At 61.0% G+C, this 25,337-nt stretch carries 21 protein-coding genes; 16 read left to right on the forward strand and 5 right to left on the reverse strand.

All coding sequences use genetic code 11. The features are described 5' to 3' along the window. Positions 1 to 52: 52 nt before the first annotated feature. The 12 genes from AC5P74_RS09905 to AC5P74_RS09960 all read left to right on the forward strand — a co-directional run bounded on the left by AC5P74_RS09905 (position 53) and on the right by AC5P74_RS09960 (position 13,993). Positions 53 to 712 carry a thermostable hemolysin gene (locus AC5P74_RS09905; RefSeq protein ID WP_288415804.1) on the forward strand — a complete coding sequence of 220 codons (660 nt, stop codon included), beginning with the start codon at positions 53 to 55 and terminating at the stop codon, positions 710 to 712. Then, positions 709 to 2,199 carry an AMP-binding protein gene (locus tag AC5P74_RS09910; protein ID WP_423170811.1) on the forward strand — a complete coding sequence of 497 codons (1,491 nt, stop codon included), beginning with the start codon at positions 709 to 711 and terminating at the stop codon, positions 2,197 to 2,199. The genes AC5P74_RS09905 and AC5P74_RS09910 overlap by 4 nt, the downstream gene beginning before the upstream one ends. Beyond that, complete coding sequence (locus AC5P74_RS09915; protein ID WP_133050543.1) at positions 2,196 to 2,870, forward strand: iron-containing redox enzyme family protein; 675 nt, start codon at positions 2,196 to 2,198, stop codon at positions 2,868 to 2,870. Before AC5P74_RS09910 ends, AC5P74_RS09915 begins: the two co-directional genes overlap by 4 nt. After that, positions 2,870 to 3,730 (forward strand): SDR family oxidoreductase, encoded by an 861-nt coding sequence (locus AC5P74_RS09920; protein ID WP_133050544.1) that lies wholly within the window; start codon positions 2,870 to 2,872, stop codon positions 3,728 to 3,730. The genes AC5P74_RS09915 and AC5P74_RS09920 overlap by 1 nt, the downstream gene beginning before the upstream one ends. Beyond that, positions 3,711 to 4,373, forward strand: coding sequence for a tetratricopeptide repeat protein (locus AC5P74_RS09925; RefSeq protein ID WP_311638570.1), 663 nt, complete (start codon positions 3,711 to 3,713; stop codon positions 4,371 to 4,373). The genes AC5P74_RS09920 and AC5P74_RS09925 overlap by 20 nt, the downstream gene beginning before the upstream one ends. A gap of 24 nt (positions 4,374 to 4,397) precedes the next feature. Continuing rightward, entirely contained in the window at positions 4,398 to 5,072 is a 675-nt protein-coding gene (locus AC5P74_RS09930; RefSeq protein WP_495204901.1) for a response regulator transcription factor, read from the forward strand. Positions 5,073 to 5,089: 17 nt separating this feature from the next. After that, on the forward strand, positions 5,090 to 6,478 hold the full coding sequence (locus tag AC5P74_RS09935; RefSeq protein ID WP_495204914.1) for an ATP-binding protein: 1,389 nt from the start codon (positions 5,090 to 5,092) through the stop codon (positions 6,476 to 6,478). Positions 6,479 to 6,702: 224 nt separating this feature from the next. Then, a complete protein-coding gene (locus AC5P74_RS09940) occupies positions 6,703 to 8,145 on the forward strand; it encodes a putative bifunctional diguanylate cyclase/phosphodiesterase (RefSeq protein ID WP_133050546.1) in 1,443 nt (480 codons plus the stop codon). A 149-nt stretch (positions 8,146 to 8,294) separates the two neighbouring features. Beyond that, positions 8,295 to 9,284: a GGDEF domain-containing protein gene (locus tag AC5P74_RS09945; RefSeq protein ID WP_239507146.1), complete on the forward strand. Its 990-nt coding sequence runs from the start codon at positions 8,295 to 8,297 to the stop codon at positions 9,282 to 9,284. Between the two features lie 183 nt (positions 9,285 to 9,467). After that, on the forward strand, positions 9,468 to 10,595 hold the full coding sequence (locus tag AC5P74_RS09950) for a hypothetical protein (RefSeq protein WP_495204902.1): 1,128 nt from the start codon (positions 9,468 to 9,470) through the stop codon (positions 10,593 to 10,595). 51 nt (positions 10,596 to 10,646) lie between these two features. Next, positions 10,647 to 12,626, forward strand: a complete 1,980-nt coding sequence (locus AC5P74_RS09955; protein ID WP_495204903.1) for a BCCT family transporter — start codon at positions 10,647 to 10,649, stop codon at positions 12,624 to 12,626. Between the two features lie 122 nt (positions 12,627 to 12,748). Continuing rightward, a complete protein-coding gene (locus tag AC5P74_RS09960) occupies positions 12,749 to 13,993 on the forward strand; it encodes a DUF2254 domain-containing protein (protein WP_495204904.1) in 1,245 nt (414 codons plus the stop codon). Between the two features lie 91 nt (positions 13,994 to 14,084). Here the strand turns inward: AC5P74_RS09960 and AC5P74_RS09965 are convergent, their stop codons facing one another. Then, positions 14,085 to 15,173 (reverse strand): serine hydrolase domain-containing protein, encoded by a 1,089-nt coding sequence (locus tag AC5P74_RS09965; protein ID WP_495204905.1) that lies wholly within the window; start codon positions 15,171 to 15,173, stop codon positions 14,085 to 14,087. A gap of 281 nt (positions 15,174 to 15,454) precedes the next feature. On the opposite strand from AC5P74_RS09965, the gene AC5P74_RS09970 reads away from it, so the two are divergent. The 3 genes from AC5P74_RS09970 (at position 15,455) to AC5P74_RS09980 (ending at position 17,374) form a co-directional block, all read left to right on the forward strand. Continuing rightward, positions 15,455 to 15,904, forward strand: a complete 450-nt coding sequence (locus tag AC5P74_RS09970; RefSeq protein WP_111150515.1) for a GNAT family N-acetyltransferase — start codon at positions 15,455 to 15,457, stop codon at positions 15,902 to 15,904. A 113-nt stretch (positions 15,905 to 16,017) separates the two neighbouring features. Next, positions 16,018 to 16,719, forward strand: coding sequence for a hypothetical protein (locus AC5P74_RS09975; RefSeq protein WP_146256392.1), 702 nt, complete (start codon positions 16,018 to 16,020; stop codon positions 16,717 to 16,719). A 76-nt stretch (positions 16,720 to 16,795) separates the two neighbouring features. Further along, positions 16,796 to 17,374 (forward strand): MltR family transcriptional regulator, encoded by a 579-nt coding sequence (locus AC5P74_RS09980; RefSeq protein ID WP_495204906.1) that lies wholly within the window; start codon positions 16,796 to 16,798, stop codon positions 17,372 to 17,374. Positions 17,375 to 18,740: 1,366 nt separating this feature from the next. Here the strand turns inward: AC5P74_RS09980 and AC5P74_RS09985 are convergent. Beyond that, positions 18,741 to 20,315 carry an AAA family ATPase gene (locus tag AC5P74_RS09985; protein ID WP_428986906.1) on the reverse strand — a complete coding sequence of 525 codons (1,575 nt, stop codon included), beginning with the start codon at positions 20,313 to 20,315 and terminating at the stop codon, positions 18,741 to 18,743. A 232-nt stretch (positions 20,316 to 20,547) separates the two neighbouring features. Beyond that, positions 20,548 to 21,627 carry a site-specific integrase gene (locus tag AC5P74_RS09990; protein WP_495204907.1) on the reverse strand — a complete coding sequence of 360 codons (1,080 nt, stop codon included), beginning with the start codon at positions 21,625 to 21,627 and terminating at the stop codon, positions 20,548 to 20,550. A 103-nt stretch (positions 21,628 to 21,730) separates the two neighbouring features. Here AC5P74_RS09990 and AC5P74_RS09995 point away from each other — a divergent pair, with 103 nt between their 5' ends. Continuing rightward, a complete protein-coding gene (locus AC5P74_RS09995; RefSeq protein ID WP_111007712.1) occupies positions 21,731 to 22,648 on the forward strand; it encodes a DNA-binding protein in 918 nt (305 codons plus the stop codon). 338 nt (positions 22,649 to 22,986) lie between these two features. Here the strand turns inward: AC5P74_RS09995 and AC5P74_RS10000 are convergent, their stop codons facing one another. Together AC5P74_RS10000 and AC5P74_RS10005 are read right to left on the reverse strand one after the other, a co-directional pair. Beyond that, positions 22,987 to 23,448: a hypothetical protein gene (locus AC5P74_RS10000; RefSeq protein WP_495204908.1), complete on the reverse strand. Its 462-nt coding sequence runs from the start codon at positions 23,446 to 23,448 to the stop codon at positions 22,987 to 22,989. Positions 23,449 to 23,650: 202 nt separating this feature from the next. Beyond that, positions 23,651 to 23,980 (reverse strand): YegP family protein, encoded by a 330-nt coding sequence (locus tag AC5P74_RS10005; protein WP_080376385.1) that lies wholly within the window; start codon positions 23,978 to 23,980, stop codon positions 23,651 to 23,653. Between the last annotated feature and the right edge of the window lie 1,357 nt (positions 23,981 to 25,337).

Genomic DNA, 25,337 nt, shown 5'->3' on the forward strand with positions numbered 1-25,337 from the left:
GCTAACAAGGGCCTAATTTCGCCTTAATCGGCGCGCTTCAGGATCGTGCCCCATGGACATGATCCCTCAGCCGATTCCAATGGTCCCGCATCCGGGCAGATTCGCGGAAGCCAACCTCGTCGGGCCTGATCATCCGCTACGTGGACAGGTGCAGTCCTTCATCGCCGACACCTATCGTCAGCGCTTCGATGCCGAAGTCCGTGACTTCATGCCACAGTTGCTGGCCTACCGCGATACGCAGGGGGCACTAGTGGCGGCAGTCGGGCTTCGACACGCAGACAGTGGCCCGCTGTTTGTGGAGCACTATCTGGATGCGCCCGTCGAGGCCGTGCTGGCGCAGCACCTTTCCAGTGCACCTCGGCGAGCGCAGATTGCCGAAGTGGGCCACTTTGCCGCGTCGACGGCGGGCATCGCACGCGAGCTGATCGTGCAGCTGGCCTGGGTCCTGCGCGCCGCCGAAGTGGATTGGGTGATGTTCGTAGCGACCCAACAGCTGCGCAACGCGTTCGTCCGTCTGCATCTGGCACCGCTCGAACTTGTGCCCGCGCGTGCCGAGCGCATGGGCGACAGCGCGGGCGACTGGGGCCGCTACTATGAATCGCAACCGCGCGTGATGTGCGGCGATATCCGCGAAGGCATCGCCTTTCTTGGCGGAAAGGCCTGCTCGATAGACCCAATGGATACGGCCAGTTCCGTGGGGGTGGCCGGATGAGTGTTGATGCACAGCACGTCCTGCGCCTGCTGCAGCAGCATAGCCAGCCAGTGCTGACCGCTCAGGAGACGCTGAGTGCGTCCGAGCTGCGGTCTCGCGTAATGGAACTGACACAGTGGCTGCAGCGGACAGGTATCACCTGCGTTGCCAGTCGCCTGGACAACGGCCCCGACTGGGTGGTGCTCGACCTGGCCCTTCGCATTGCCGAAGTGGTGCACGTACCGTTGCCCACCTTCTTCTCGGATGAACAAGTGCAGCACGCACTGCAGACCAGCGGTGCCCAGCTGCTGGTGCTGGCGGAGGGCGCGCCGCCGCCGTGCGGGATCACGGCCGCACCAATGGCGTTGCCGACACTGAGTGCGCACGGCTTAGGCCTGGACGCTCCTGCTGGCAGTACGCTGCCGCTTGGCACGGCCTGCGTGACCTACACCTCGGGCAGCACAGGGCGCCCGCGCGGCGTATGCCTCTCTGCCGGAACGTTGATGGCCACCGCCGCGTCATTGGCAGGTGCCGCAGGTGACATCGCACCACGCCGACATCTGTGCCTGATGCCGCTGTCGACGCTCCTGGAGAACGTCGCGGGATTGTATGCGGCGTTGTTGTCGGGCGCCGAGATCGCGCTGCCGTCCCTGCAGGAGATCGGTTACACCGGCGCAGCAGGGCTGGATATGCCGGTGCTGCTGAGTTGCCTCAATCGTTACCGCCCCGAGAGCATCATCCTCGTGCCCCAACTGCTTCTGGCCCTGGTCATGGCGGCAGAGCAGGGCGCTGAACTGCCAGCATCACTGCGATACCTGGCCGTTGGGGGAGGCCGGGTTTCTCCCGGTCTTCTGTCGCGGGCACGGCACCTGGGGTTGCCGGTGTTCGAAGGCTACGGCCTGACCGAGTGTGGGTCGGTGGTGTGCCTGAATCGTCCTGGTGCCCAGCGCGATGGCACGGTGGGGCGGCCCCTTCCACACGTGAGGGTGCAGATCGTGGACGGAGAAATCGTGGTGTCCGGTGCGCGTGCACTGGGTTATCTGGGCGACGAGTCGCTGCCGGAGGGGCCGATCCACACCGGTGATCTGGGACACATCGATGCCGACGGCTTCGTGCATGTGACTGGGCGGCGCAAGAACGTCTTCATCACTGCATTTGGCCGCAACGTGTCGCCCGAATGGGTGGAGAGCGAACTGCTTTCGCACCCGGCCATCGCGCAGGCCCTGGTCTGGGGGGAAGGGCAGGCCGACAACCTGGCATTGCTGGTTCCGCGCATCGCGCAGCAGGGCTCCGGCGCGCTCGACGCGGCGCTGTCCACCATCAACGCCGGCCTGCCCGACTACGCGCGCATCGCGCGCTACGTCACCGTCGCGCCATTCAGTGCGAACGCCGGCCTGTTGACCGCCAATGGTCGCATTCGTCGCGAGGCCATCCTCGCCCACTACCAGGCAGAGATCGACGCCGCCTACCGGCGCCCTGCGTTCAGCACCATCGGAGACCCTGCATGAGCTTCCACGATCACCTTCTTGCCCAGACCGCCAGCGAGCGCCAGTCGCTGCTGGAGATTCCCATCATCGGCGATGCACTGGCGGGCCGCATCGACCGCGACGACTATTTGGCGTTCCTGCAGCAGGCGTACCACCACGTGCGCCACACGGTACCGCTGCTGATGGCCTGTGGCTCGCGCCTGCCTGCGCGCCTGGAATGGCTGCGGACCGCGATCGGTGAGTACATCGAAGAAGAGATGGGCCACCAGGAATGGGTACTGGACGATATTGCAGCTGCCGGTGGTGATCGGTCCGCTGCTGCAACATCCGAACCCGCACTGGCCACCGAACTCATGGTCAGCTACGCCTACGACACCATCCAGCGCGGGAACCCTGTGGGCTTCTTTGGCATGGTACTGGTGCTGGAGGGCACCAGTGTGGCGCTGGCAACGCAGGCTGCAAACACCCTGCAGACGTCGTTGGATCTTCCGCGCAACGCCTTCAGCTATCTGCTTTCGCATGGCGATCTCGATATCGAGCATGTCGGCTTCTTCAAATCGCTGATGGACAGGCTGGATGATCCCGGCGACCAGCAGGCCGTTGTCCACGCGGCACGCCGCTTCTACGTGCTGTACGGCGATATCTTCCGCACCCTGCGCAGTGGCGGTGCGCGTATGGCGGAGGCGGCCTGATGGACCTGCGTGGACGTACGGTCGTTCTGACCGGAGCCAGCGGCGGAATCGGAAGGTTGCTCTGCGGCGGCCTGGTGGGCGAGGGCGCGCAGGTCGTGGCGGTGGGGCGGGGCCGCGATCGGCTGCAGGCGCTCACCGACACGTTGCCGGAAGGGGGTGTCATACCGGTCGTTGCCGATATCGGCACGGCGGCGGGCCGCGGCACGTTGCTGGCGAAAATCGATGCGCTATCCAGGCCGCCTTCGGTGCTGGTCGTAGGCCATGCAAGCGCCGCCTTCGGACTGTTCGGCGCGCAGACCGAACAGGCGTTGGAGCAGCTGATGCAGACCAACCTGGTTGGCTCCATGCTGCTGATCCGCGCCTTGTTGCCCTTGTTGGAGCGGCAGTCGCACGCCAGCGTGGCCGTTCTCGGCTCGACGTTCGGCAGCCTGGCCTTCCCGGGTTTTGCCGCTTACAGCGCCAGCAAGTTCGGATTGCGCGGCCTGGTCGAAGGACTGGGCCGCGAGTATGCCGGCAGCACAGTCAAGTTCCAGTACCTCTCACCACGCGCCACCCGCACCGATTTCAACAGCGGCGCCGTGGATGCCATGAACGCTGAACTGGGCGTTTCCCACGACTCGGCCGAGAAGGTCGCGACGGCCTTGTTGCAGGCACTGCGCTCTGGCAATCCGCGCTTGCAGATTGGCTGGCCAGAGCGGCTGTTCGCTCGGTTGAACGGCCTGCTGCCCGAGCTGGTGGACCGTAGCCTCCGCAAACAGTTACCCATCGTCAGGCGCCACGCCAGCAGTGGCACCACCGCAGCGAGTTCTTCCGCATCCCCTCCCAGCAAGGACACCTCCCATGAAGCGCACGCAGGGTAAGACCATGTTCTATCTCATTCTTATTGCCGCCGCCGTATTGGTCGGGGTCGCTGCGGCTGCCGAACCATCAGTGCCGGTGGCGCAGATCCGTGACCGCTGGGCCCAGATCAACTACCAGACGCCCAAGCCGCAGCGCGAGGCGGCGTTCATGGCCCTGTCCAAGCAGGCCGCGCAAGCCCGGCAAGCGGCCCCCAGGGATGCCGCTGCGCTGATCTGGGAGGGCATCGTGCTGTCCAGCCTTGCGGGCGAAAAAGGTGGCATGGGCGCACTCAGCCTGGTCAAGCAGGCCCGCGCCGATTTCGAGGCCGCGCTGAAACTGGATCCCCGGGCCCTGGATGGTGCGGCGTATACCAGTCTGGGCGCGCTCTACTACCAGGTTCCGGGGTGGCCGCTGGGCTTCGGGGATGACGATCAGGCGCGGCAGATGCTGAAGAAGGGGCTGGATATCGACCCCAATGGTATCGATGCCAACTATTTCTACGGCGATTTCCTGCGCGATCAGAAGGAGTGGGGCCCGGCGCAGGCGGCGCTGCAGAAGGCACTGGCAGCACCAGCCCGGCCAGGAAGGGATGTGGCCGATGCCGGCCGCCGGCATGAGATCGAAGCCAAGCTGCACGATGTGATGGGCCATCTTGCAAAGTGAAGTCCGCGACTGGACACTGCCTTCATGCGCATCCTCCTCGCCGAAGACGACCGCTCCCTGGGTGAAGGCATCCGGACCGCACTTCGACGGGGCGCCTTCGCCGTGGACTGGGTGGAAGACGGTACGGCCGCACTCCTGGCTGCGCAGGATGGGGATTTTGATCTGGTGGTGCTCGATCTGGGTCTGCCACGGGTAGACGGCATCGAAGTGATCCGCCGCCTTCGGGCGGCGGCAAACCCGGTGCCGATTCTGGTCCTCAGTGCCCGTGAACGCCCGGCCGACCGTACGCTCGGGCTGGACGTTGGAGCAGATGACTACCTCGGGAAGCCCTTCGATACCGCCGAGCTGCTGGCACGCGTCCGCGCGCTCGTCAGGCGCAGCAGCGGACGTTCGCATCCCACGCTGGACGCCGGTGACCTCCATCTTGATCCGGCGACGCTGGAGGCGCGATGGAAAGGACGGACGCTGGATCTGACCCGCCGCGAGTTCTCGCTGCTGAGATTGTTGATGGAGCAGAACGGGCGGCCAATGGCGCGAGAAACGATCCAGAAGCACCTCTACGGCTGGGATGAGGACGTCGCCAGCAACGCGGTGGACGTTCATGTGCATCAGCTGCGGCGCAAGGTCGACCCTGCGATCGTGCGTACCGTGCGAGGCATCGGGTATGCGCTGGGGCAGTCGCCGGAGGCGGATGCATGAGGTCGATGCGACGTACTCTGCTGCTGACCCTGCTGAGCACCTTGGCGGTTCTGATGGCCGTGGCTGGATTCTTCAGCTATCGCGCCGGCCTACAGGAAGCGGGGGAAATGTTCGATGCCCGGCTGGTGCAGTCCACGCGGGTACTGATGGGCCTGGTAGATGAGCCGCTAAGTGATCTGACTGCGTTTCCGGGCGACCCCATTGTGCTGCATGGTTGGCACGGGCACGCTGAAGGCGTGGGCGACGCGCTTGCGTTCAGCGATGGGCATGCCTACGAGAGCAAGCTTGCCTTCCAGGTGTGGGACGCGAAGCAGCGCCTGTTGCTCCGCTCGGATAGTGCTCCCACCCGGCCACTGGCTTCATTGGTGGCCGGGTACGCCAGTCCCGTGATCGACGGCGAACAATGGCGCACCTTCACGCTGCAGACCCGTGGGGGCCGATGGTTCCAGTCTGGCGAGCGGTCGGACATCCGCGAAGAGTTGGCCGAAGATATTGCAGGAGGCACCTTGCTGCCGTTGTTGCTGGCGCTGCCACTTATGGCGCTGGTGATCTGGTGGAGCGTCAATTACGTGACCCGCTCGCTGCAGAGCGTCTCGGACCAGATCGGCAGGCGTGATCCCGAGCGCATGTCGCCACTGGACGCGGCTGACGTGCCGCGCGAGGCGCGAGGACTGGTGCAGGCAGTGAACGGTCTGCTTGGGCGATTGAACGAGGCACTGGCGCGTGAGCGGCGATTTGTAGCCGATGCCGCACACGAGTTGCGCACACCGATCAGTGCGCTGAAAGTGCATGCAGACAATGCACGCATGGCGCCGGATGATGCAGGAAGGGTTCGCGCACAGGAGATGGTCAGCGACTCAGTGGCGCGGCTGGAGCGCCTTGCTTCGCAGCTGCTCACACTCAACCGCGCAGAAGCCGTATCCCGATTGACTTCGGTGCGCCTGAGCCTGGATGGCTTGGTCGGCATGGAGGTGGATGCGCTGCGTCCTATCCTTTCCGTAAATCGACAGTACATCGAACTGAAGCTGGACAGCGCGGAGATCAGGGGTGACGAGGCCGCGCTGAGCGCTCTGGTTCGCAACCTGCTGGAGAACGCCGTGCGCTACACTCCCGTCGGCGGTCGCCTGAATGTCTGCGTGATGCAGGAGGAGGGCAGGGCGTTTCTCATCGTCGCCGACAGCGGTCCGGGCATCGCCGAGGAAGAGCGCGATCGCGTCTTTGACCGCTTCTACCGAGCGCTGGGGAGCCGGGTGCAGGGCAGCGGGTTGGGGCTGTCCATTGTCAGGGAGGTGGCCGATGCCCACGGCGCGGGCGTGACGCTGGGCACCTCACAGAAACTGGGCGGACTTGAGGTGAAAGTGACCTGGCCAGCAGGATCAGCGTATCGAGCCGCGAGTGACAGCTGAGTGCCAGGCGAGCGCGTCTGGCAGGGCGCTCAGCTGCATTGCACTACCACCACACGTGCTGCGACCTGCGCCATAAAACCGACGTTTGGGTGTCCTGCGTTGCTTTGATATTCTCCGGCATGCCGCCTCGCTCCAGCACGTGACGCCCTCCAAAGGCTGAGCTGACATTGCCAAGCACGGGCGGATTCAGGCTAGTGGATGGGCAGTCAGAGGAGCCTCTGGTGATGAGGGATGGCGCGGTACACGCTGGGCTTGGGGTCCTGAAATTCAAAGGCGCAGCTCGCCGCGACAAGGTGTCGGCCATACTGTCCCTCGCAGGAATCTCCTGCATCTGCCTGGGCCTGGCCTGGACATCCTGTTACCTGTACTTCGGTCGGGCCGAACTATCCATTGTGTTTGTTGGCTTGATAGCCGTCGGCATCCTCGCGCTGCTACGAAGCAAGCGCAGTGACGGCACATCAATTCTGATCGTCGCCCACGGAGTGCTGGCAGCTGTCTGTGCGATTGCGGCCATTGATGCGCCCATTGCAGGCGTGCCACGTTCGGTTCACCTGTTCCTTCTGCCCTTGGCCGCAGGTGCTGCTTTCACATTCGAAGCGCGCGAACGCTATGGCTCCCTGGTCTTTCCGTTGCTTTGCCTGGCAATGTTTGCAGCGTTCGCGCTGGGGGCACTCGATCGAATTGCACCTGGCATCTCACCGCCAGTAGAGGTTCGCCACTGGGGCGCACGCTTCAACACGGCGATCTCCATGGTGCTTCTGGCGGCGATCTTCGGCATCTACCGACTGGATATCGGCAAGCGCCTGCGCCTGGAGCGTGAGCTCGGACGCGCAGTGCGCAACGGTGAGATAGAGGTTCACTACCAGCCACAGGTGCATGTCGACGCCGACGTGATCGGCGTTGAAGCACTGGTTCGCTGGCGGCATCCGTCGGCGGGCCTGTTATCGCCAGACTCGTTCATACCGCTGGCCGAAGAAAGCGCATTGATCAACGAGATAGGGCTGGAGGTACTTCGACAGGCCTGCGAACTGCTCGATGGATGGTCCGGGCACGTCCATACGCGTGGCATGCGGGTGGCCGTGAACATCAGTCCGGTTCAACTCTTGGGTGAGGCATTCGTCCCCTCGGTAGCCAAGCTGGTCAATCAAAGCGGAATCAACCCAGCCTTGCTGGAACTGGAACTCACCGAATCCGCACTATCCACTGATACGGCAGAGATGATCGACCGAATGCTTGATCTTGAGGCACTGGGCGTGACCTGGGCACTGGATGATTTCGGCACGGGCTATTCGTCCCTGTCCACACTGCGGACCCTGCCTATTCGCAAGCTGAAGATCGACAGGCAGTTCGTGCAGGAGGTCGCCACCCAGGAGAGTGCTCAACGTCTGCTGGGCAAGATTGTTGAGATCTCCCAGGTGATGGACATGAGCGCGCTGGCGGAAGGGGTCGAGACGGCGGAGCAACGCGACCTGTTGATCTCGCTGGGCTGCGAATCTTTCCAGGGCTACTTCTTCGCGCCACCGATGCCGCTGCCCATGCTGTCCGCCTGGCTGGAGGAACGCCGCGGCTTGTCCGTATCGCACTGCACCGGCGAGATTGAGGGGTCGCTGAGGTCGGGCGCTGTCACCTCGGGCGGGAGCGATACAAGCCGCCGCCGCCTGCGTTGACCTGCCGTTGACAGCAAAGGGACAGACTGCGCAGGAGCAAAGGGCGCCTGGGGACATCATGGACACGGGTGAGGGAAGCGATGCCATTCTTCACTGATTCGGACGAGGTTGCGGTTGAGGGCCTGGGGGCTGCCCGCCGGATTGGGTGGATGCGCTTCGTGGGCGCCTCGCTTGCTGCGCTGCCCATTGCATCGGTGGGTCTGGAGCGCGGCATGGGCAGGTCGGCATGCGTGTTTCTTCTGGTCAATGCGCTGGTCTGGCCGGCCATTGCACAGCTGCTGACACGGCACGCCGCCCGGCCCGCTGTCGTGCAATTCCGTTGCATGGTTGTCGACTCGCTGCTGGGCGGGGCATGGATCGCCTTCATGGCTGTCAGCGCTGTGCCCAGCGCGCTCTTCGCTGCGCTGCTGGTGGCAGACAAGATCGCGGCCGGCGGTACACGGCTGGCGCTGAAGGCCACGGCTGCGCTTCTGCTCGGTTTCCTTGCTGCATGGCTTGCTATGGGCACGCCCTGGCAGCCGGCCACTTCTTCCCGAACATTCCTGCTCAGCCTTCCGTTCCTGTTTGTCTACGGGATCGGATTGAGTGCACTGAGTTGGCGTCTTGCGCGCCGGGTCAGGTCACAGAATCGGCAGTTGCAGCGACTCAGCCGAATGGATCCACTGGTGGAACTGGCCAATCGCGGCTATCTCATGCACCGCGCTCAGCAGATGATCGAAGCGGGGCGCGCTCTGGGCCGCAGGGATTGCCTGCTGATGCTGGACGTGGATGATTTCAAGCGCATCAACGATACCTTGGGCCATCGCACTGGCGATGAAGCACTGCGTCGTATAGCCGCGGTCCTGCGCAGCGTGTCACGCCCTGGCGACACACCGGGACGCCTGGGCGGAGATGAGTTCGCGCTTCTGCTCGCCGGGCAGACGCCGGCTGAGGCCATGCTGCTGGCAGAGAAGATCAGGAGCCTGCTCCACGCTGATACGGGCAGTGATGCCACAATGCTGGACCTGAGCGTGAGCATCGGCATTGCCGCCGCGCCCACGACGACCAGTGCTGAAGAGTGGCTCGCAAGAGCGGACCAGGCACTGTATGAAGCCAAGCGACACGGCAAAAACACGGCGAGCTGCGGCACGGATTGCTGAGCAAACCTGACGCATCGTGGTCGACGTCAATCGCTGACGCCCTGATCGTTGCCAACATCTGACGATCAGGTCGCTTCGTTCGATGGGGACACTGTCCACTCCTGATGACGCGGAAATGTACTGCGTCGGCCATCGGCCGACGCGTTCTTCACAACATGCAGCGTTACACTGGCGCGCTTTCGCATGTGGAACTCGGAGGCAGACAGCCCGATCGTGAGAGCAATTTCCTCTATTGCCATTGCCTTGCTCGCCAGCGTTTCCTTACCCACGGAGGCATCCGAACCTGGTCGGAGCGGCGACTCCTACTTTGAGCCTGGTGGTGCGTTAAGGTTCAATTACGGGTGGCTCGACTACGGGCCGACCAGCCGCCTTCAGCTTGAACTGATGCGTGCAGACCTAGACGCTGGAACCGGACCTTTTTCCTTCTCTGCCCAGTACCGCTGGTACGATGGCTTCGACGCCATACATCACGCCTACGCGGGCTGGCAGTTCTCCGATGCTACCCAGCTGAAGGCAGGTATCCAGCAAGTCCCGTTCGGGCTGCTCCCCACCGTTTCGCAGAGTTTCTGGTTCGGCTCCGGCTACTACCTGGGCATCGAGGATGATTACGATCCGGGCCTTGTGGTGATTCACCGCAGCGGCGGCACGACCTGGCATCTTGGCTGGTTCTCCGGAGACGAGTACGGATCGGGGGCTCGCTACGATCGCTACTCCTTTGATGTGGCGCAGACCGAGGCGTTGCCGTATCGCGAGCGGCAGCGACTGCATGCACGCGTGGAGAACGCGCGCGACTGGGGCGGCGGCGAACTGTTGTTGGGCGCATCAGCGTTCGCTGGCAAGGTGCAGAATACTCAGACACGGCGCCACTACGGACATCAGGGCGCTGCCCTTCATGCACAGTGGCAGCGCGATGGTTGGACCGCACAGTTGCAGTGGGCGCGGTACCGGTATGACGTACCCGGAGATCGCATCGCGATGTCGGCGTTCCAATCCCCCTTCGAAATTGCAGCGCAGGCGGATGTGCCAAGCGCCAACATCGCCTATTCGTTCGGCCAGAAAGGCTGGATGGATGACATCACCTGCTATAACAACCTAAGCATGACTCGCCCAGTCGGGCACCACGCGGGCCTTCGTGATTCGTGGCAGAACGTGACCGGCTGCAGCCTGCAGAAGGGCATCATGCTCACCTATGTCGACTGGATCGCTGGGCGCAACATGTGGTTTGCCGGTGGTGATGGTATCGGCCTCGACGAGGGAGGCCCTTCCCGCTGGCATTCACGGCTGAATTTCAACATCGGCTTCTACTTCTGATCGGCCTCGCGCAAGCCGGAGGCTATTTCACCCAATAGCACGGAGGTATCCATGCAGAGCACGGCTCCGCAACATCCCCCCGTTCGCCAGCGGATCCTTCCGCAGGTGTTCATTCCCACGGCAACCATCGTCATCGCGCTGCTGGCGCTTGCTGCCATCGCGCCCGATAGAGCCACGCGATGGTTCACCGCTGCAAAGTCATGGACTGCCAATGATGCAGGCTGGTTCACCATCCTTGCAGTGGCCGGCTTCCTGGTCTTCGTCGTCGGCGTCGCCATCAGCAGTTACGGCCGCATCAAGCTTGGCCCTGACCACAGTACGCCGGACTACAGCTACGGCTCCTGGTTCGCCATGTTGTTCGCTGCCGGCATGGGCATCGGTCTGATGTTCTTCGGCGTTGCCGAGCCCATCATGCACTACGCCACCCCGCCGGTCGGTTCGCCCGAGTCAGCCGCCGCTGCCCGCCAAGCCATGCGCATCACCTTCTTCCACTGGGGTATCCACGCATGGGCGATCTACGCGGTGGTGGCGCTGTCGCTGGCGTACTTTGCCTACCGGCACAATCTCCCGCTGCGTGTCCGTTCCGCGCTGTATCCGCTCATCGGCGACCGTATTCACGGCCCGTTGGGACATGCCGTAGACACGTTTGCCGCGCTGGGTACCATCTTCGGCCTGGCCACCTCGCTGGGACTGGGCGTCATGCAGATCAACGCCGGTCTGAACTACCTGTTCGGCCTGGAGGTCAGTACGCTCGCCCAAGTTGGCTTGATCACCGTCATCACACTGGTGGCCACCGGCTCCGTCGTGGCTGGCCTGGACAGCGGCGTACGCAGGCTGTCCGAGCTCAACATGATCCTGGCGGCGGCTCTGCTGGCCTTCGTGCTGGTCTGTGGACCCACCGTGCACCTGATGCAGGCACTGGTGCAGAACACCGGCATGTACGTTTCCCAGCTGTTCTCGATGACCTTCAACCTTTATGCCTACGAACCCACTGGTTGGCTGGGTGGCTGGACGCTGTTCTACTGGGGCTGGTGGATTGCCTGGTCGCCCTTCGTTGGCATGTTCATCGCGCGCATCTCACGTGGACGCACCGTCCGTGAGTTCGTGGTGGGGGTGTTGCTTGTGCCGCTTGGCTTCACATTCCTGTGGATGACCATCTACGGTAATACCGCGTTGCACATGGTGCGGGCGGAGGGCATCCAGCAGTTGGTGCAGGCGGTCTCAACCGACAGCTCGATGGCGCTCTTCGAGTTCCTGGAGCACCTACCGCTGACCATGCTGACCTCTTCGCTGGCGGTCATCTTGGTTGCGCTCTTCTTCGTAACCTCAGCGGACTCCGGTGCCCTGGTGATCGACATGCTTACCTCGAAGGGTGAGGAGGAATCGCCGGTCTGGCAGCGGATCTTCTGGGCGCTGCTGGTCGGGGGCCTGGCGATTGCATTGCTGGTGGCTGGCGGACTGGAATCGTTGCAGGCTGCCACCATTGCCAGCGCGTTGCCATTTACGATCGTCATGATCCTGATGTGCTGGGGACTGCTGAAGGCCATGCATCTGGATGCCACCAAGCGCTCGATCCTGCGCGAGGCACGTATCCTGCCGGGAACTAGCGAGGATTGGCGGGCGCGCCTGCGCCTGCTGGCGCACAACCCGTTGAAGATCGAGGTGACCGGCTTCATCGAGCAGCGTGTCATCCCTGCATTGGAGGAGGTTGCGGCTGAGCTCCGCAAGCAGGATCTGCCGGTGCAGGTTTCCAAAGGGGAGGATGGTCGTGCGTGGCTGCAGGTTGGCCATGGCGAGGAGATGGACTTCTTCTACTCGGTACGTCCCCAGCCCTATGAGCCGCCGACGTTCGCCCTGCAGGATCCCCGTCGGCCGGTCAGCGAGGGTACCCGTCATTACCGAGCGGAGGTCTATCTGCGGGAAGGCGGGCAGGACTACGACGTCATGGGGTGGACCAAGGTTCAACTCATCCACGATGTGCTCGATCAGTACGAGCGCCACCGTCAGTTCCTGGACAAGGTGCGCTCGTAGAATCCGTACACAGATGCCGCCCAGATGAGCGGCATCTGCCTTGGGCCGGGCGTAACCGTTCGTTGACGTGGCCTCGGCGCCCGACCGTGCTATTGATGGTCGAACTACCCAGGAAGTAGCCCGTGCTCACCAGATTGAGGCTTGCAGCCAGCAAAGTTACAAAGCGGATGTGGTTCCGCTCGACCCTGTATGGCGCCCTGGGCATCATCACAGCCTTGGCCGGCGCGTTCCTGAAGTTCCTCATTCCCACCGGTCTTGCCGCACGGATCGGCGCAGATTCCGTCGGCAACATTCTTGGCATTCTTGCCGCGTCGATGCTGACGGTCACCACCTTCTCGCTGTCCACCATGGTCTCGGCATACGGGTCCGCGTCCAGCAGCGCCACGCCGCGCGCGGCCCGCCTGCTGATCGAAGACACCCGGGCCCAGGGTGCGCTGGCCACCTTCATTGGTGCGTTCCTGTTCTCGATCGTGGGCCTCATCGCGCTCAGCACCGGCATCTACGGGGACAGCGGCCGGCTTGTGCTGTTCGGGGCAACCATCGCGGTCATCATTGTCATCACAGTAACGTTGCTCAGGGCTATCGAGCAGTTCTCACGCTTTGGCCGCGTTGGCGAAACCATCGATCTGGTGGAGCGGGCGACCAAAGCGGCAATGAAGCGCCGCGCCGAGGAGCCTCGGCTCGGCGGAGCCAGTGCGGTCCCGGTAGGGGAGGGGGCGGTACTGCTGGTTGGCGATCAGGTTGCCTACGTTGAACATGTGGACGTCGCCCGGATCGACGGCATTGCACAGGAACATGATCTGCGCGTTCATCTGCTCTGCCAGCCGGGTACGTTCGCAACTCCGGCCCGTCCCTTGATAGCCATCGAGGGAAAGCCACTTCCGGACGTGCAGAGAGAAGTGATCTCAGCCATTTCCTTCAGTGACGCGCGCTCCATTGAGAATGACCCACGGTTCGGGCTGGTCGTGCTTGCGGAAATTGCCCAGCGCGCCATGTCACCTGCAGTTAACGACCCTGGCACCTGCATCGACGTCATCGGGACCTGTGTCAGGCTGCTCTGCGCATGGGCCAGCCACACTGGGGGCGCTGCGACGTGTGATGTACTTTATCCGCGTGTGCACGTGCAGTGCCTCGATGTCCGCGACATGTTCGAGGATGCATTCACACCAATCTCCAGGGATGCGGCCGGCTCGCTGGAGGTCAACATTCGGCTGCAGAAGGCATTCGGGGCGCTAGCAAGGTCAGCAGACCCCGCCGTTGTGAACGCGGCAGGAGAGCACGCTCGTATAGCACTGTCCCGAGCTATCCAAGCACTCCAGTTCGAGCTTGATCGAAAGGCAATTCAAGCCGCGGCGTTGGAGCGATGATCCTGCTACGCGGTACTCTCAAGCTGGGGACAACATTTGGCAGCTGGTTGAATTGGGTTCGCTAGCTAGCGTGAGTTGGCACCCGGGCGGTTCAGCCCTTGCTTGCGCGCGACCCCAGGTCCAGGCGCTCAGCGATGCCCTGCGGGCCGATGTCTCCGGCGCGATTGACAAGCACTACGACGGTTCGTCGCAGCGAAGGAACGTGTCGGATGTATCCCGTAAAGCCTGCCGTTCCGCCGCCATGCCCCACCACGTCGCCGTCCTCAGTCAACTCCCAGCCAGCGCCCCAGCTGGCTGTAGTACCGTCGGCAAGGCGTGTGCCGCGCCACATCTCACGCAGCAATGTATCGGGGAGCAGCTTGCCCCGGTCCAGCGCTACCGCGAAACGTGCCATGTCGTCGATGCTGGCGAGCAGCCCTCCAGCAGCCCAGGCGGAGCCCGGTGCGGTGATGGGCGGATCGAGCCAATGTCCATCCTGGTAGAGGTGTCCTTGGGCAATGCTGCGGTGGTCGCCGGTGCGACGAGGTCCGGCATCGCGCATGTCCAGCGGCCCCAGAATTTCGTCCTGCAGGAACTGCCAGTAGTCCATGCCCGTCACCCGCTCAATGGCAAGGCCGAGCAGGATGTAGTTCGTATTCGAATAGGCGAATCGTGTTCCTGGGGCGAACTCGAGAGGTGCTTTCCCGACCATTGCCAATAGTTCTCTAGGCGCAGGATCCATCGGCATCAATTCGATAAAGTTGCTCTCGTTCAGATAGTTCGGAATGCCGGATGTATGGCTCAGCAGGCGCGACAGTGTAATGGGCTCCCATGCCACTGGTAATGCATCCACGTAGCGTCCTATAGGCGCGTCCGTATCAAGCCAGCCCCACTGCCGGAGCCGGTACACCAGCAGGGCAGTGAATACTTTGGTGATAGAGCCGATTTCGAACACGGTATGCCGATCGACCCGCGCGGCGCTGGCATCCCTGCGCAGTCCCGCAGTGCCTGTTTCGGCGACCCGTCCTCGCTCCACGACGACTGCAGCCATTCCCGGCTGGTGCTCAGCCTCAAGCAGGGCCGTCAACGACTGGCGGCTCCCAGACAGTCGCCTGCTTGCTCGGACGCCAGGCACAATCAGCCCAGCACCTACGGTGAGCAGGGCGGTACAGAGGCGGCGTCGTGTCGGGGCGTTCGGCATCGGCGATGAGTTGTTGGCTCCGTAGGTGGCGATGATAGAGGGACAATGGCGACCACGACTATTGACGGACCCTTTCTAACGCGCCGACCTTCCCCATCTCTACGGAACGCTTAAGCCGTGCACGCGATGTTGCGACCCCGGGTCGTCGGGCCGGTAGGGAGCTAAAGATTGGGGCTTTAGTCGCCAGCCCAAGCAACCTTGAAAACGCGGCTGCAGCTCGGTAGCCTCAGATAGGCTTCCAGGCATATGGTCCATTTCCTCACCTATTCAGGAGTGAAGCAGTGAGCGTGAATGTCCGTGTCGCAGACGTGGCTGACCTTGAACAACTCGCGGTGCTTTTTGATGAGTACCGCCAGTTCTATGCGCAACCTAGTGACCTGGGTTTAGCAAAGCGATTTATGCGGTCGCGCCTATCTGAGGGTGATTCACTAGTTTTGGTTGCCGAGAATGAAGGAACGGGCGTTGCGGGGTTTACCCAGCTTTATCCGTTGTTCGACTCAGTAAGTACTTGTTCGAGTTTCATTCTCTACGACCTCTACGTCAACAAGCCCTCGCGGCGTTCGGGATTGGCGCGAGCACTCATGGTCGAGGCGGTCGAGCAGGCGCGCCGACGCGGAGCAGGTAGAGTTGAGCTTCAGACCGGTCGAGCTAACATCCCTGCTCAAGCACTCTACGAAGGGCTTGGGTGGGAACGCGATAACGACTTTTACATCTACGCCATCCACCTGTGAGCATATTGTTGGGGAATGGCGAGATCTAATGGGGTATGTCAGATGTCCACTTCTGGCCGGAAGCGAACATCTCCGGGGCATGGGATTAGGGATGTTTATCGAGGGTAGGGTGGATGTCCGTTTCTGGCCGGAAGCACTCGTGGGCCCGGCATGGCAGCACCCGGCCCAAAGTAGCCATTGGTGCGGCCACCGATCGCTACCACCGGGTCCGTCTGTCCGCTGCCTTGTTAGCCGGACCGTGCCGCCCTAAGATCGAGCTGTATCAAGGGGAAGGCCTGGTGCAAGGGGCCTTGCGGATAAATCGTTTGACCGGACCCAAGGGTCCGCCTGTTAAGCAGCTTGCCACCAAGGGGGAAATCATGGATGAACTGGTGATTGGCGTTGTATCTGGCCTAGTTGCATCATTCATCGTGTTTGTGCTGCACAAGCTCTATCTATCGGTGATCCGACCGTGGATTGAGGACCGTGTGTACAAAGACGCGCGAATCGAGGGCCGCTGGTGCATCAGCTACCCAGAAATGTCAGAAGTCGAAGAACAGGTCACGCTGGAACGATCTGCTCACAAGGTCACGGGCCAGATCAACTGCACGAAAGGACCGGATGCAGGAAAGATCTACGACGTCGAGGGGACCTTCAGGAACCTCCTCCTTACTTTGACCTACGCATCCGCGGATCGTTCCGCACTTGATCGTGGCGCGTTCGTTCTGCAACTGAATGGCAATGGTGGCTCGTTCTGTGGTCACTCGTCTTACTACTACAACCAAGATCACTCCATTGTTGGCGCTGCATGTGAGTGGCGCCGCATTGCAGGTTAAGAACTCATTCAAGCCGAATCCGCTTCGCGAGTGGGATTTATTCAAGCGCCAGCCCCCTTCCAGAGATTTGTAGCGTATGCCCGAAAGGCCATTAGACGATGAGGGTCGCGACTTTCCGGAGTCGGATGATCCTGACTTTGAATCAATCAATAGATTCAATCGTGCCCTTTCGGCGCACGACGAGCGCGGCCTCGCTCTCGCACTGGCTGCTTTCGCCGAGGACACGCTGGGCCGCCTACTGCTGACTTACCTTATTGATGGCAAACAAGCAAAGGATCTGGTCGAAGGTTTCAATGCGCCTCTTGGCACGCTTGCTAGTCGCATGAAGGCCGCTTATGCAGTGGGCCTTCTCACAAGGGAGCAGTACGAAGATCTTGAGATCGCACGAAAGATACGCAATGTTTTCGCTCATGATTGGGAGGGCGTCTCCCTGAATCAGCCCAACATCAGAGCCATGATCGGCCAGTTGCATGGTTACAATTTCGATCAGGCTCCTATGACCAGAGAGCCGCGTGATCGACTTCAGCAATCCATTTCAAATGTGCTTACCGAGCTTCGCATCCAGATCGCACAGCACCGTAAGCATCGCAGGCGTGCGCCACAAGTAGGATCTCGCCTCACTACTATTAAGCCGGGCTCAGGCAATTGGGCCTAACGACTCATTCAAGCCCAAGCCGTTCCGCGACGCGGCTTAAATCTAGAGTTGAACGTCCAGTCCTGGCCGGAAGCGGACAGCTGCGGGGCATGGGATTAGGAAGATTTATCGGGGGTAGGGTGGATATTCGCTTCTTGCCAAGGTCAGGCCTTCGATGCCTAGCTCAAGCTGTGCCGCGCAGCAGCATTAGCCTGACTGAAGTATCAACTGCTAATCGATACAAGCACGATTCCAATAGCGGGCCAGTACCACTCGCATAGATTGCTAGGGAATGCAGCAAGCTCCAGGTTCCTCTGGGCCAGTGACCGCATTCGGAGCGAGCCGCCTATGACGCCCCTCGATGCCGAAGTGGATGACCAGCTAGGTAATGATGCGGTTGATCTTTACTGCATTGCGGCTAACAGCGTGTTCCGTTGCGCCTCCTCCTCCTGCGTCGCCAATCGGACCGCCACGAGTGGTGTAACCCAGCTTGTGTTGGTCGAACGCAACAAGGGCCGTGGCTCAAACAACCCGTGAACGCCTCAGGCGCGGAACATGATGGACCCCGCCAGCAACGCCCTCTGCCCCTGGCGCTCCCCATCGCACAATGTTCGCTGGCGAGATTCCAATTGGGCTACCTGATGCATCCACAAAGTGAACATCCCAGTGATACGCTGTCCCTGGAGTGTTCGGATCAGACCATCCGTTGCCGACTGCGTCGGTCCATGCATGCTTTGATTGATGAGCACGAAATGGCTTTACATATCCTCTGTACCACTTGGATGGAGGCTGGAAGGCAAATCCATCCGGAGGGGCTGTATCCGGCAACCTATCGTCAAAGCGCGTAGTCCACGGAACTTCAATATTCCGCAAGGAGGCAACGCATGGAACAGAAGTAATCCCATTAAGACTAGGCGCGCCAATGTGCATACGCCAGCGCGTCTTCTCCACCAGTATCGAGTGGCCAGTGCTATGCGTCCTAACGTTCCGACCTTCTAGGTAGCGAGTAAAGAGCACCACTGACTCGTCGGCAGCGTGCAGTTCGGCCGCTATCGATGCATATCCGCTCGGCCAATCCTGCCCGTCATCTCGGCTGAGCATCTGCTCGAAGCCCCATGCATCTAGACGCCGATCCGCGTTTGGCACGACAACCCTCAGACGGTTTCGCAACAGCTGCAGTGGAGTTCGCACGGCGGGCTCATTGAAAGCGGCAACTACGGGAGCGATGTAGAGGCTTTGAAGCTTTTGCCATAGGTGCCGGGTTGACACCACCTTCGCGTCATACTTGACAGTAAACTTGGTGAGTTGCTCCAGGGACCTCCTCAACGCAGCCGCCTCTGTCTCGGTGCAGTGGCGAGCATCACGAAAAGGAGCGAGCAGCTCAGGGTCAATCAGGACGTTCATAGGGCTCATCCTCCGAAGAGTGCGCCACTTCTGGAAGCTGGCCCTCCACATCGGCATCCTTCCCGAGGCCTGCGACATATATGACCTCCTCCATCAACTGAGCTTGACCCATAAAATCTTTCGGCCAGGTCTCGAGGTCGCCATTCTTGTGCAGGTGGGATGCAGCAACCCTGCTAACTCCGTCAATCTGCTCTACCTCCACAATCGACACGAAACGGCCAAGCCACGACTCCATAGGGGAGTCGGGGTTGGCTTGAGCAATAAGATACCGCAGTCTCCTCACCAGGTGATCGCTGTGAGTTTCTACTATTACTTGCCTTTTCCCGATTGCCAAGGCTACAAACCAGTCCGCCAACATTGCTTGCAGCTTTGGGTGAAGGTGCGCCTCAGGTTCCTCAAACGCACACACTGAGAAGTTGGCTCGCATGAAAGTCAACTGTCGATCCTTCGCAGAGAAAAGCGTAGGGTCTCCAACAAGCCCCATCTCAACGATCGGCAACAAGTATGTAAGGCCACGCCCAACGTGCTGCAGGGTGGCGTTACCGAACAAGAGCCTAAAACCGAGGTCGCCAATCTTCTGAATGGAGAGCGGGGCACTGATGCCCAGCTCGCGCAAGACATGACCCACTGCCTCCTGAAGTGTGGAGACCACTGGCGTCGGGATTTCGTGCAGCGCGGCAGAGCTTGGAGGATTGTACAAGACCCTCTTATCCTGACTCGCGTGAAGGAGCTGCGCAGCCAGCTCACCAGATACGCCAACACCTTCCGGCGCGACAGATGCAGACCGATAAATTGCTGGCTGAATATCGCGTGTCGATGAAAGATAGTTGAGGCCTCTCAGAATGCTCTGCAGATCATCGAGAGGCTGCAAGAAGACTGCCTTGAAACCATTCACCCACGCACGCTGCCTATCACGCGGCCCAATGTTCCTCGTATTAATCGAAATGTACGGAATGAAGTGATCAAGGTTAACCTGGATGCTCTTTCCAACCTCGCCATTACAGCTGACCTCGTAGGCTCCATCATCCATTAGCTCGAATGCGAAGATCAACCATGGCACAACGGCACTGTTCGCATAGGACGCCAACTCAATGTGAGTAAGTGATAGCTTTCCTGACACTTGCGAGAATTGCAGGCTGATACTCGTGACTGCTTCGACGGTCGACTCTGTAGGAAACTGGTGAAGCCATCCGCCACCAATCCGTTCAGCAGCAACTGAAAGTGGCCCCTCTCCCATCTCCTCTAGAACGGCCCCCGTCTCTATGTCGGAAACCCAACTGATCTGGAATCGCGGACCAATGAAGTCTTCACCGTCCGGCCAGCCATAAGTCAGCTCTCGCAATGAGTTGGCATCCACCGCCCCAGCGAGGTGAAGCGGCACCTCCACGCGCGGGAAGTGCAGGGTCTGCTGCAACAGAAGCAGGGCCTGAACAATAGTGCTCTTGCCGCCATTATTGGGTCCGACAAGAACCGTGAGCGGACTAAGCATAACCCGCGTTTCCGCTCCGTGACTCTTGAATCTTTCGACGGAGATCTCCGTCAGACGAGCATTTGACATTTCTTCCTCGTCGGCATCGGCCGATTGACTGGCGGTTTAACCATGATGCGAAGCTCTAGCAGGGCGGCCTCCTATTGGCGATAGACGCCGACCAGCCATGCGAGCCTGGCAACCGTGGCGCTCCCTTCAGCAGGAGCCTCCGGCGGTATATCTCACGCAAAATTGTGGATCTAGGTTATCCGATGACAAGAGCACAGGCGACTAGGGTGAATTGCGCCCCACACACACGTGCCTACTTGAGGAGCCTTGCAGCTGGGTTGTCCTCCACAGCACCCGCCTGGAAGTAGCCTATGACACTTGCCACCGACCGGTGCTCAGTCATAGCCATCACCGCTGGCAACGGAACCCCTTGCTTGCCCGCCTCTGTTACGAACCCTGATCTCAGGCTATGCGCCCCAAAGTCCCCCTCTAACCCTGCCAGGCTAGCCCGCCGTTTGACGATGGCGGCTACAGACCCTGGAAGCAGGGCAGGGCCCACCCGCCCCTTCCAGATTCGTCGGAAGATTGCCCCCTCATGGATATCTGCCGCCTCCAGCCAGATCGCTAACGCTTCAGCACTGCGGCCGAGGATGGGCTTGTCCGGCGTCGAGTCCGCCTTGACTCCGCACTGCTGCGTCTTTGAGTACTCCAGCCGATAGATGTAGCCGTCCTCACCGACCTTGCGAAGGTCTCGCATGTCTGCGGCAGCGATCTCACTCCGCCGGCGCCCGCCGCTGGCAAACCCAAAGCAGAGCAGGGCACGGTCACGCAGGCCTTCTAGGGAGTCCTCGCAGGTGGCCAGCATGGCCTCCAGCTCTGGCCGCGTGATGGCGGTCTTCTTGGTTGGCCGCTCACCGCGCTTGACGGAGGCGCGGCGGGCACGGCTGAGCAAGGTCCGCACGCTCGATAACTCGCAGGGATTGACCAGACGCTTGAGCTTGTGCGCGGTGGACAACACGGCCACGCGCTGAACAACCGTCGACAGCTTCAGCGGCCCGATCTTCGCCTTCAGCCCAGCGGCGACCAAGGCCTGATCCAGCACCGGCGGCAGTTCGTTGATTAGGCCGGTTTTGCTCCTGCGCTGGATATGGTCGACCAGAAACTGGATCAAAACGGCCTCGCTGACCGGCAGCGCCAGCTCGATGCCATAACGCCCCTGATGCCAGCCCGCCCAGTAGCGCAGCGCAGTCGCATAGCTGCGGGTGGTGTTCGCCGCGGCTGCCTCGGCGAGCAATTCGCGCACAGCATCGGCGGCCTGCTGAGCCAGTTGCTGCGGCAGGACCAGATGAGTGGCGGTCTCCGGCAAGGTCGAAGTAGTGGAATTGCGCTTCATAGTATGTAATGTACGCTATGAAACACGGCTCCTACTAGTGATAATCATCACTTATCGCGAGTACGTTACCAGCAGAGTAGGGCGTCAGTACTGGAGACTTCGCATGGCCCGCGGCATCACCGAATCCGACGTCCACACCGCCGCCGACGAGCTGGTGGCCAAGGGCGAGCGCCCGACCGTTGAGCGGATCCGGGCTCACCTGGGGACCGGCTCGCCGAACACCGTGACTCGCTGGCTGGAAACGTGGTGGAACCAACTCGGTACGCGCCTGCAGCCAGCGCGGCCGGACCTGGACGATGCGCCAGCGGTGTTGGCGGAACTCGCCGGGCAATGGTGGGAGTTGGCGTTGAAGCATGCACGGGAGGTCGCCCATCGAGAGCTTGCAGAGGCTAAGCAGTCGTTGGCCGCCCAGCGTGATGCACAGGAGGCAGAATCCCGGCTTATAGCTGACGAGCTGACGCAAGTCCGTTCAGAGCGTGACGCTGCAATCACTGGCGAGAGGATCGCATCGACACAAGCTGCAGAGCTGCAGCAGCTGGTTGACCAGCTCCGTCTGCAGATCTCAGAACTCGCAGAGCAGCGAGACCTCGAGCTTAGAAGAGCCGATCGAACTGAGGAAGCGAGACAGCAACTTGACGTCCGGCTTCATGAAGCCCTAGAGACGGCGAAATCTGAGCGGGAAGACTGGACCGAGTACGTCAGATCTGTCGAGAATCGGACACTGAGCGACGTCGATCGAGCACGTCAGGAGGTCAAGGAACTCCAAGCGCAGCTAAGCAAGGCCTCCGAACACCACAGGGCCCTTGAAAACCAGCTACGCCAGGATATCCAAGCCGCCCAGTCGGCGGCAGCTACGGCCACCCAGTCTGCGGACATCCTGCGCGGCAGATGTGACGCTCTCGAGGGGCAAATTTCGAGCCTTCGAGATCTGCCGACGCAGCTAGAGGCGGCACTCAAACGATCCGAAGAATCTCGCATAGCTACTGATGTTCAGCCCAAACGAAAACGTTCGAAACAGTGAAAATATGGCTAACAGGCGCCCTCAGGGAAGCCCTAGCGTGTGGGGGAAACGTCTCAGATCTGTCGAACAGATAGCGGCTTTCGTTTCCGTACAGGAAGCTGGACCGTCTTGGGCGTGCCGAGCTCCGCCGCTATAGTTGAACTACAAGAAAATTACCCCAGTAGACGACCATGAACCTCTTGCAAGAAATGCTCCGCGCGTTCGTCCAAGGCGCAAGAGAAACGCCCGCCGGATTCTTCTCGCCGATCTTTGGGATATGGCGAATCATGACTACCCAGACCGACCGAGCAATTGCCCGACATCAGCGCTGAACGCTCTCCAGTGCAGTAACGGCATAGTCAGGATTCGCCCTGAAACTCCACACATGCGGCGTTCAGAACGCGGCAGGGGTCCGACGCCAGCATTTTGGATGGGGTTCCACCATCGAGCATCGCGTGCGGCGACAGAAACCACTCGACTTCTCCCCAATAGGTGCTTCGCCGCAGTCCGCTTGGCTCATGCTCAAAAGGACCGAACTCACGCAGCACAGCCAGAATCTCGGCCAGGTGGTCCACAGGCTGGCCGCTCGGCAGGAACTGCCAGGTCGGGTAGCGGTAACTGGGCGACGGATTGGTGACGTAGACCCCGAGCAACTTGCCAGCGCGGCGCAACTGGCTGATCAGGCGGCCACCGTTCGGAGCATGAGAGCCAAGCCCCTGACTGACCTGTGCTGCAGTGAGCCATTGCTCAGCAAGTGCTTGGCGCGCGTCAGCCGCATCTCGGAGGATCCGTTGAGCGGGCGTAAAGGTGTCGAAGTGCATTCAGCCGCCTCGCACTATGGAGACCACACAGGACACGAGTCTAGCAAGTCGGAAGATTGTGGGCGATCTGTGGGGAAAACGTCCCAAGCCTCGCGAATAGGACACGCCCGCGGATCTGTATTTTTGGCCGGTGGGTGTGGCAGGCACCGAGGGCAGGGCGGGGTAGCCGAGAATGGGGAGCGGCATGCTCCCCATTTGGAATTCAAGCCTGGTCGTCAACTGGCGCAGTTGGCCCGTTGTTCTTAACAGCCTGAATTCCTGCCTCGCGGGCTTGGGTGGAAGAGTAGGTCTCACTGGTACCAATGCGCTCGCCATTAGCGGCCTTGAGGTTGAACATAGGCTGGCCGTTTGCCGCGTTCTTGCGCTCATAGCGCGAATCGTCAGGAGAGTTCACCTTGACTGAAGCAATTCCAGTCAGTGCCCCCTGCTTGGAGGCATACAATTCACTGGTGAGGATGATCTCGTTATTGCCGGCCTTAAGGACAAAGCGGTACTGCGTTCCCGAACGACTCAGAACATATCGAGCTGCCATGCAAGTTCCCCTAGCTGCGCCTGGATTGGCCAAGCGAATCTGTCAGAGGAAATCCTGAGTGTCTATCAGGGAAAGCCGCACCTCGACGAAAGATCGGCAGCATCCGGCAAAAACCGAAGCCATATCGACATTTACATCGCCCTGACAAACATAAGATACGTTATGCGAAGTAACGCATTGATTGTATTATATTTTTTGAGTGCGACCCGATACTACATCGAGTCGTCAACCTCCTCAATACCTGGCGCTGCCCAGGACGCACGTAGCACGAACCGCATGGGCATCATCATCAGCGCGGCCGGGCCACGCCTAGTGGCCGTCTGAAAGGCGAGCTAAAAGCGTGGGGGAAACATCCCGAATTGCCTGGCCAAGGTTCAGCCCAAGGATCACGGTTCACCAGCGGCCATCATCGCTAGAAGACGAGAATTCTTGCTTGGCCACGGCCATGACCAGATCCGGGTCCAGAACAAGTACCTCTGATGGCTTCGCGCCGGACAATAGAGCATGCGGAGCGACCAGCCACTCGATTTCCTCCCACCCAGACGTAGGTTCGCCGCTTGAAACGCCATATGGCTCAAGCAGTAGCGCCAACACTGCAGAGAGGCCAGCCCAAGGTGTCCCAGCAGGGTCGAGCTGCCACTGTGGAAAGAGATAGAGCTTCCGTTCTGCGATCCATACGCGCAAAACGCTGTCAGATTGAAGGCAGTGCTTCAGGGGCCGGCCCGGGAGGGCAGCCGGGCTCAGCAACGCTTCGAAAGTGTCCGCATCGAGCCAATCTGTCGCGACATCAGCTGCTTGCCGCAAGAATGCCACGGCTCGCCACTCAGGTAACCTGTGGGGGAAACGTCTCAATCCATCTGACCAGTCAGGTCGAGGGGGGCCCACAAGCGCAGCTAGCCGTCGGCAGCGCGTGTTACGGTGCAGTACCGATACACCTGATCCACCATTGGGCGAGGTGACGACCATGAATCTGATGATTGCCATGCTCCGCGGATTCGTCCAGGGCGCCAGGGAAACCCCGGCCGGGTTCTTCTCTCCGATAACTGGCCTGTGGCGGATCATGTCTACTCAGACAGATCGGGCCATCCACAGGCACCGGCGGAAAGCGCTTCGTTGAGGACGGACAGGCCTTCGATAACGTAAGAGGCTCCTTAAACAGCGAGCTCAACTGGTCCTGTAACGGTAGAAATCTGTGCAACGGGCCAATCTACAGCCAGAAATCTCTGCATGGGTTCACGGCGAGCCAGTACTGTCTGCCTGAAGGGGCAGAATCTCTGCCTGATCAGGGCAGAATTGTCTGTCGACGAACACAGCTCGCGGCCTTCGGGTGTGATCAGGCGATCACCGAGGAAAACCG

This window comes from Stenotrophomonas sp. YJH_SMC_94-11 (genome assembly GCF_059370435.1).

Excerpts from the sequence above, each read along its gene's own strand:
- AC5P74_RS09905 (WP_288415804.1), top strand. The coding sequence starts at position 53 with ATGGACATGATCCCTCAGCCGATTCCAATGGTCCCGCATCCGGGCAGA.
- AC5P74_RS09910 (WP_423170811.1), top strand. The coding sequence starts at position 709 with ATGAGTGTTGATGCACAGCACGTCCTGCGCCTGCTGCAGCAGCATAGC.
- AC5P74_RS09915 (WP_133050543.1), top strand. The coding sequence starts at position 2,196 with ATGAGCTTCCACGATCACCTTCTTGCCCAGACCGCCAGCGAGCGCCAG.
- AC5P74_RS09920 (WP_133050544.1), top strand. The coding sequence starts at position 2,870 with ATGGACCTGCGTGGACGTACGGTCGTTCTGACCGGAGCCAGCGGCGGA.
- AC5P74_RS09925 (WP_311638570.1), top strand. The coding sequence starts at position 3,711 with ATGAAGCGCACGCAGGGTAAGACCATGTTCTATCTCATTCTTATTGCC.
- AC5P74_RS09930 (WP_495204901.1), top strand. The coding sequence starts at position 4,398 with ATGCGCATCCTCCTCGCCGAAGACGACCGCTCCCTGGGTGAAGGCATC.
- AC5P74_RS09940 (WP_133050546.1), top strand. The coding sequence starts at position 6,703 with ATGAGGGATGGCGCGGTACACGCTGGGCTTGGGGTCCTGAAATTCAAA.
- AC5P74_RS09945 (WP_239507146.1), top strand. The coding sequence starts at position 8,295 with ATGCGCTTCGTGGGCGCCTCGCTTGCTGCGCTGCCCATTGCATCGGTG.
- AC5P74_RS09950 (WP_495204902.1), top strand. The coding sequence starts at position 9,468 with ATGTGGAACTCGGAGGCAGACAGCCCGATCGTGAGAGCAATTTCCTCT.
- AC5P74_RS09955 (WP_495204903.1), top strand. The coding sequence starts at position 10,647 with ATGCAGAGCACGGCTCCGCAACATCCCCCCGTTCGCCAGCGGATCCTT.
- AC5P74_RS09965 (WP_495204905.1), bottom strand. The coding sequence starts at position 15,173 with ATGCCGAACGCCCCGACACGACGCCGCCTCTGTACCGCCCTGCTCACC.
- AC5P74_RS09975 (WP_146256392.1), top strand. The coding sequence starts at position 16,018 with ATGTCCGTTTCTGGCCGGAAGCACTCGTGGGCCCGGCATGGCAGCACC.
- AC5P74_RS09980 (WP_495204906.1), top strand. The coding sequence starts at position 16,796 with ATGCCCGAAAGGCCATTAGACGATGAGGGTCGCGACTTTCCGGAGTCG.
- AC5P74_RS09985 (WP_428986906.1), bottom strand. The coding sequence starts at position 20,315 with ATGTCAAATGCTCGTCTGACGGAGATCTCCGTCGAAAGATTCAAGAGT.
- AC5P74_RS09990 (WP_495204907.1), bottom strand. The coding sequence starts at position 21,627 with ATGAAGCGCAATTCCACTACTTCGACCTTGCCGGAGACCGCCACTCAT.
- AC5P74_RS09995 (WP_111007712.1), top strand. The coding sequence starts at position 21,731 with ATGGCCCGCGGCATCACCGAATCCGACGTCCACACCGCCGCCGACGAG.
- AC5P74_RS10000 (WP_495204908.1), bottom strand. The coding sequence starts at position 23,448 with ATGCACTTCGACACCTTTACGCCCGCTCAACGGATCCTCCGAGATGCG.
- AC5P74_RS10005 (WP_080376385.1), bottom strand. The coding sequence starts at position 23,980 with ATGGCAGCTCGATATGTTCTGAGTCGTTCGGGAACGCAGTACCGCTTT.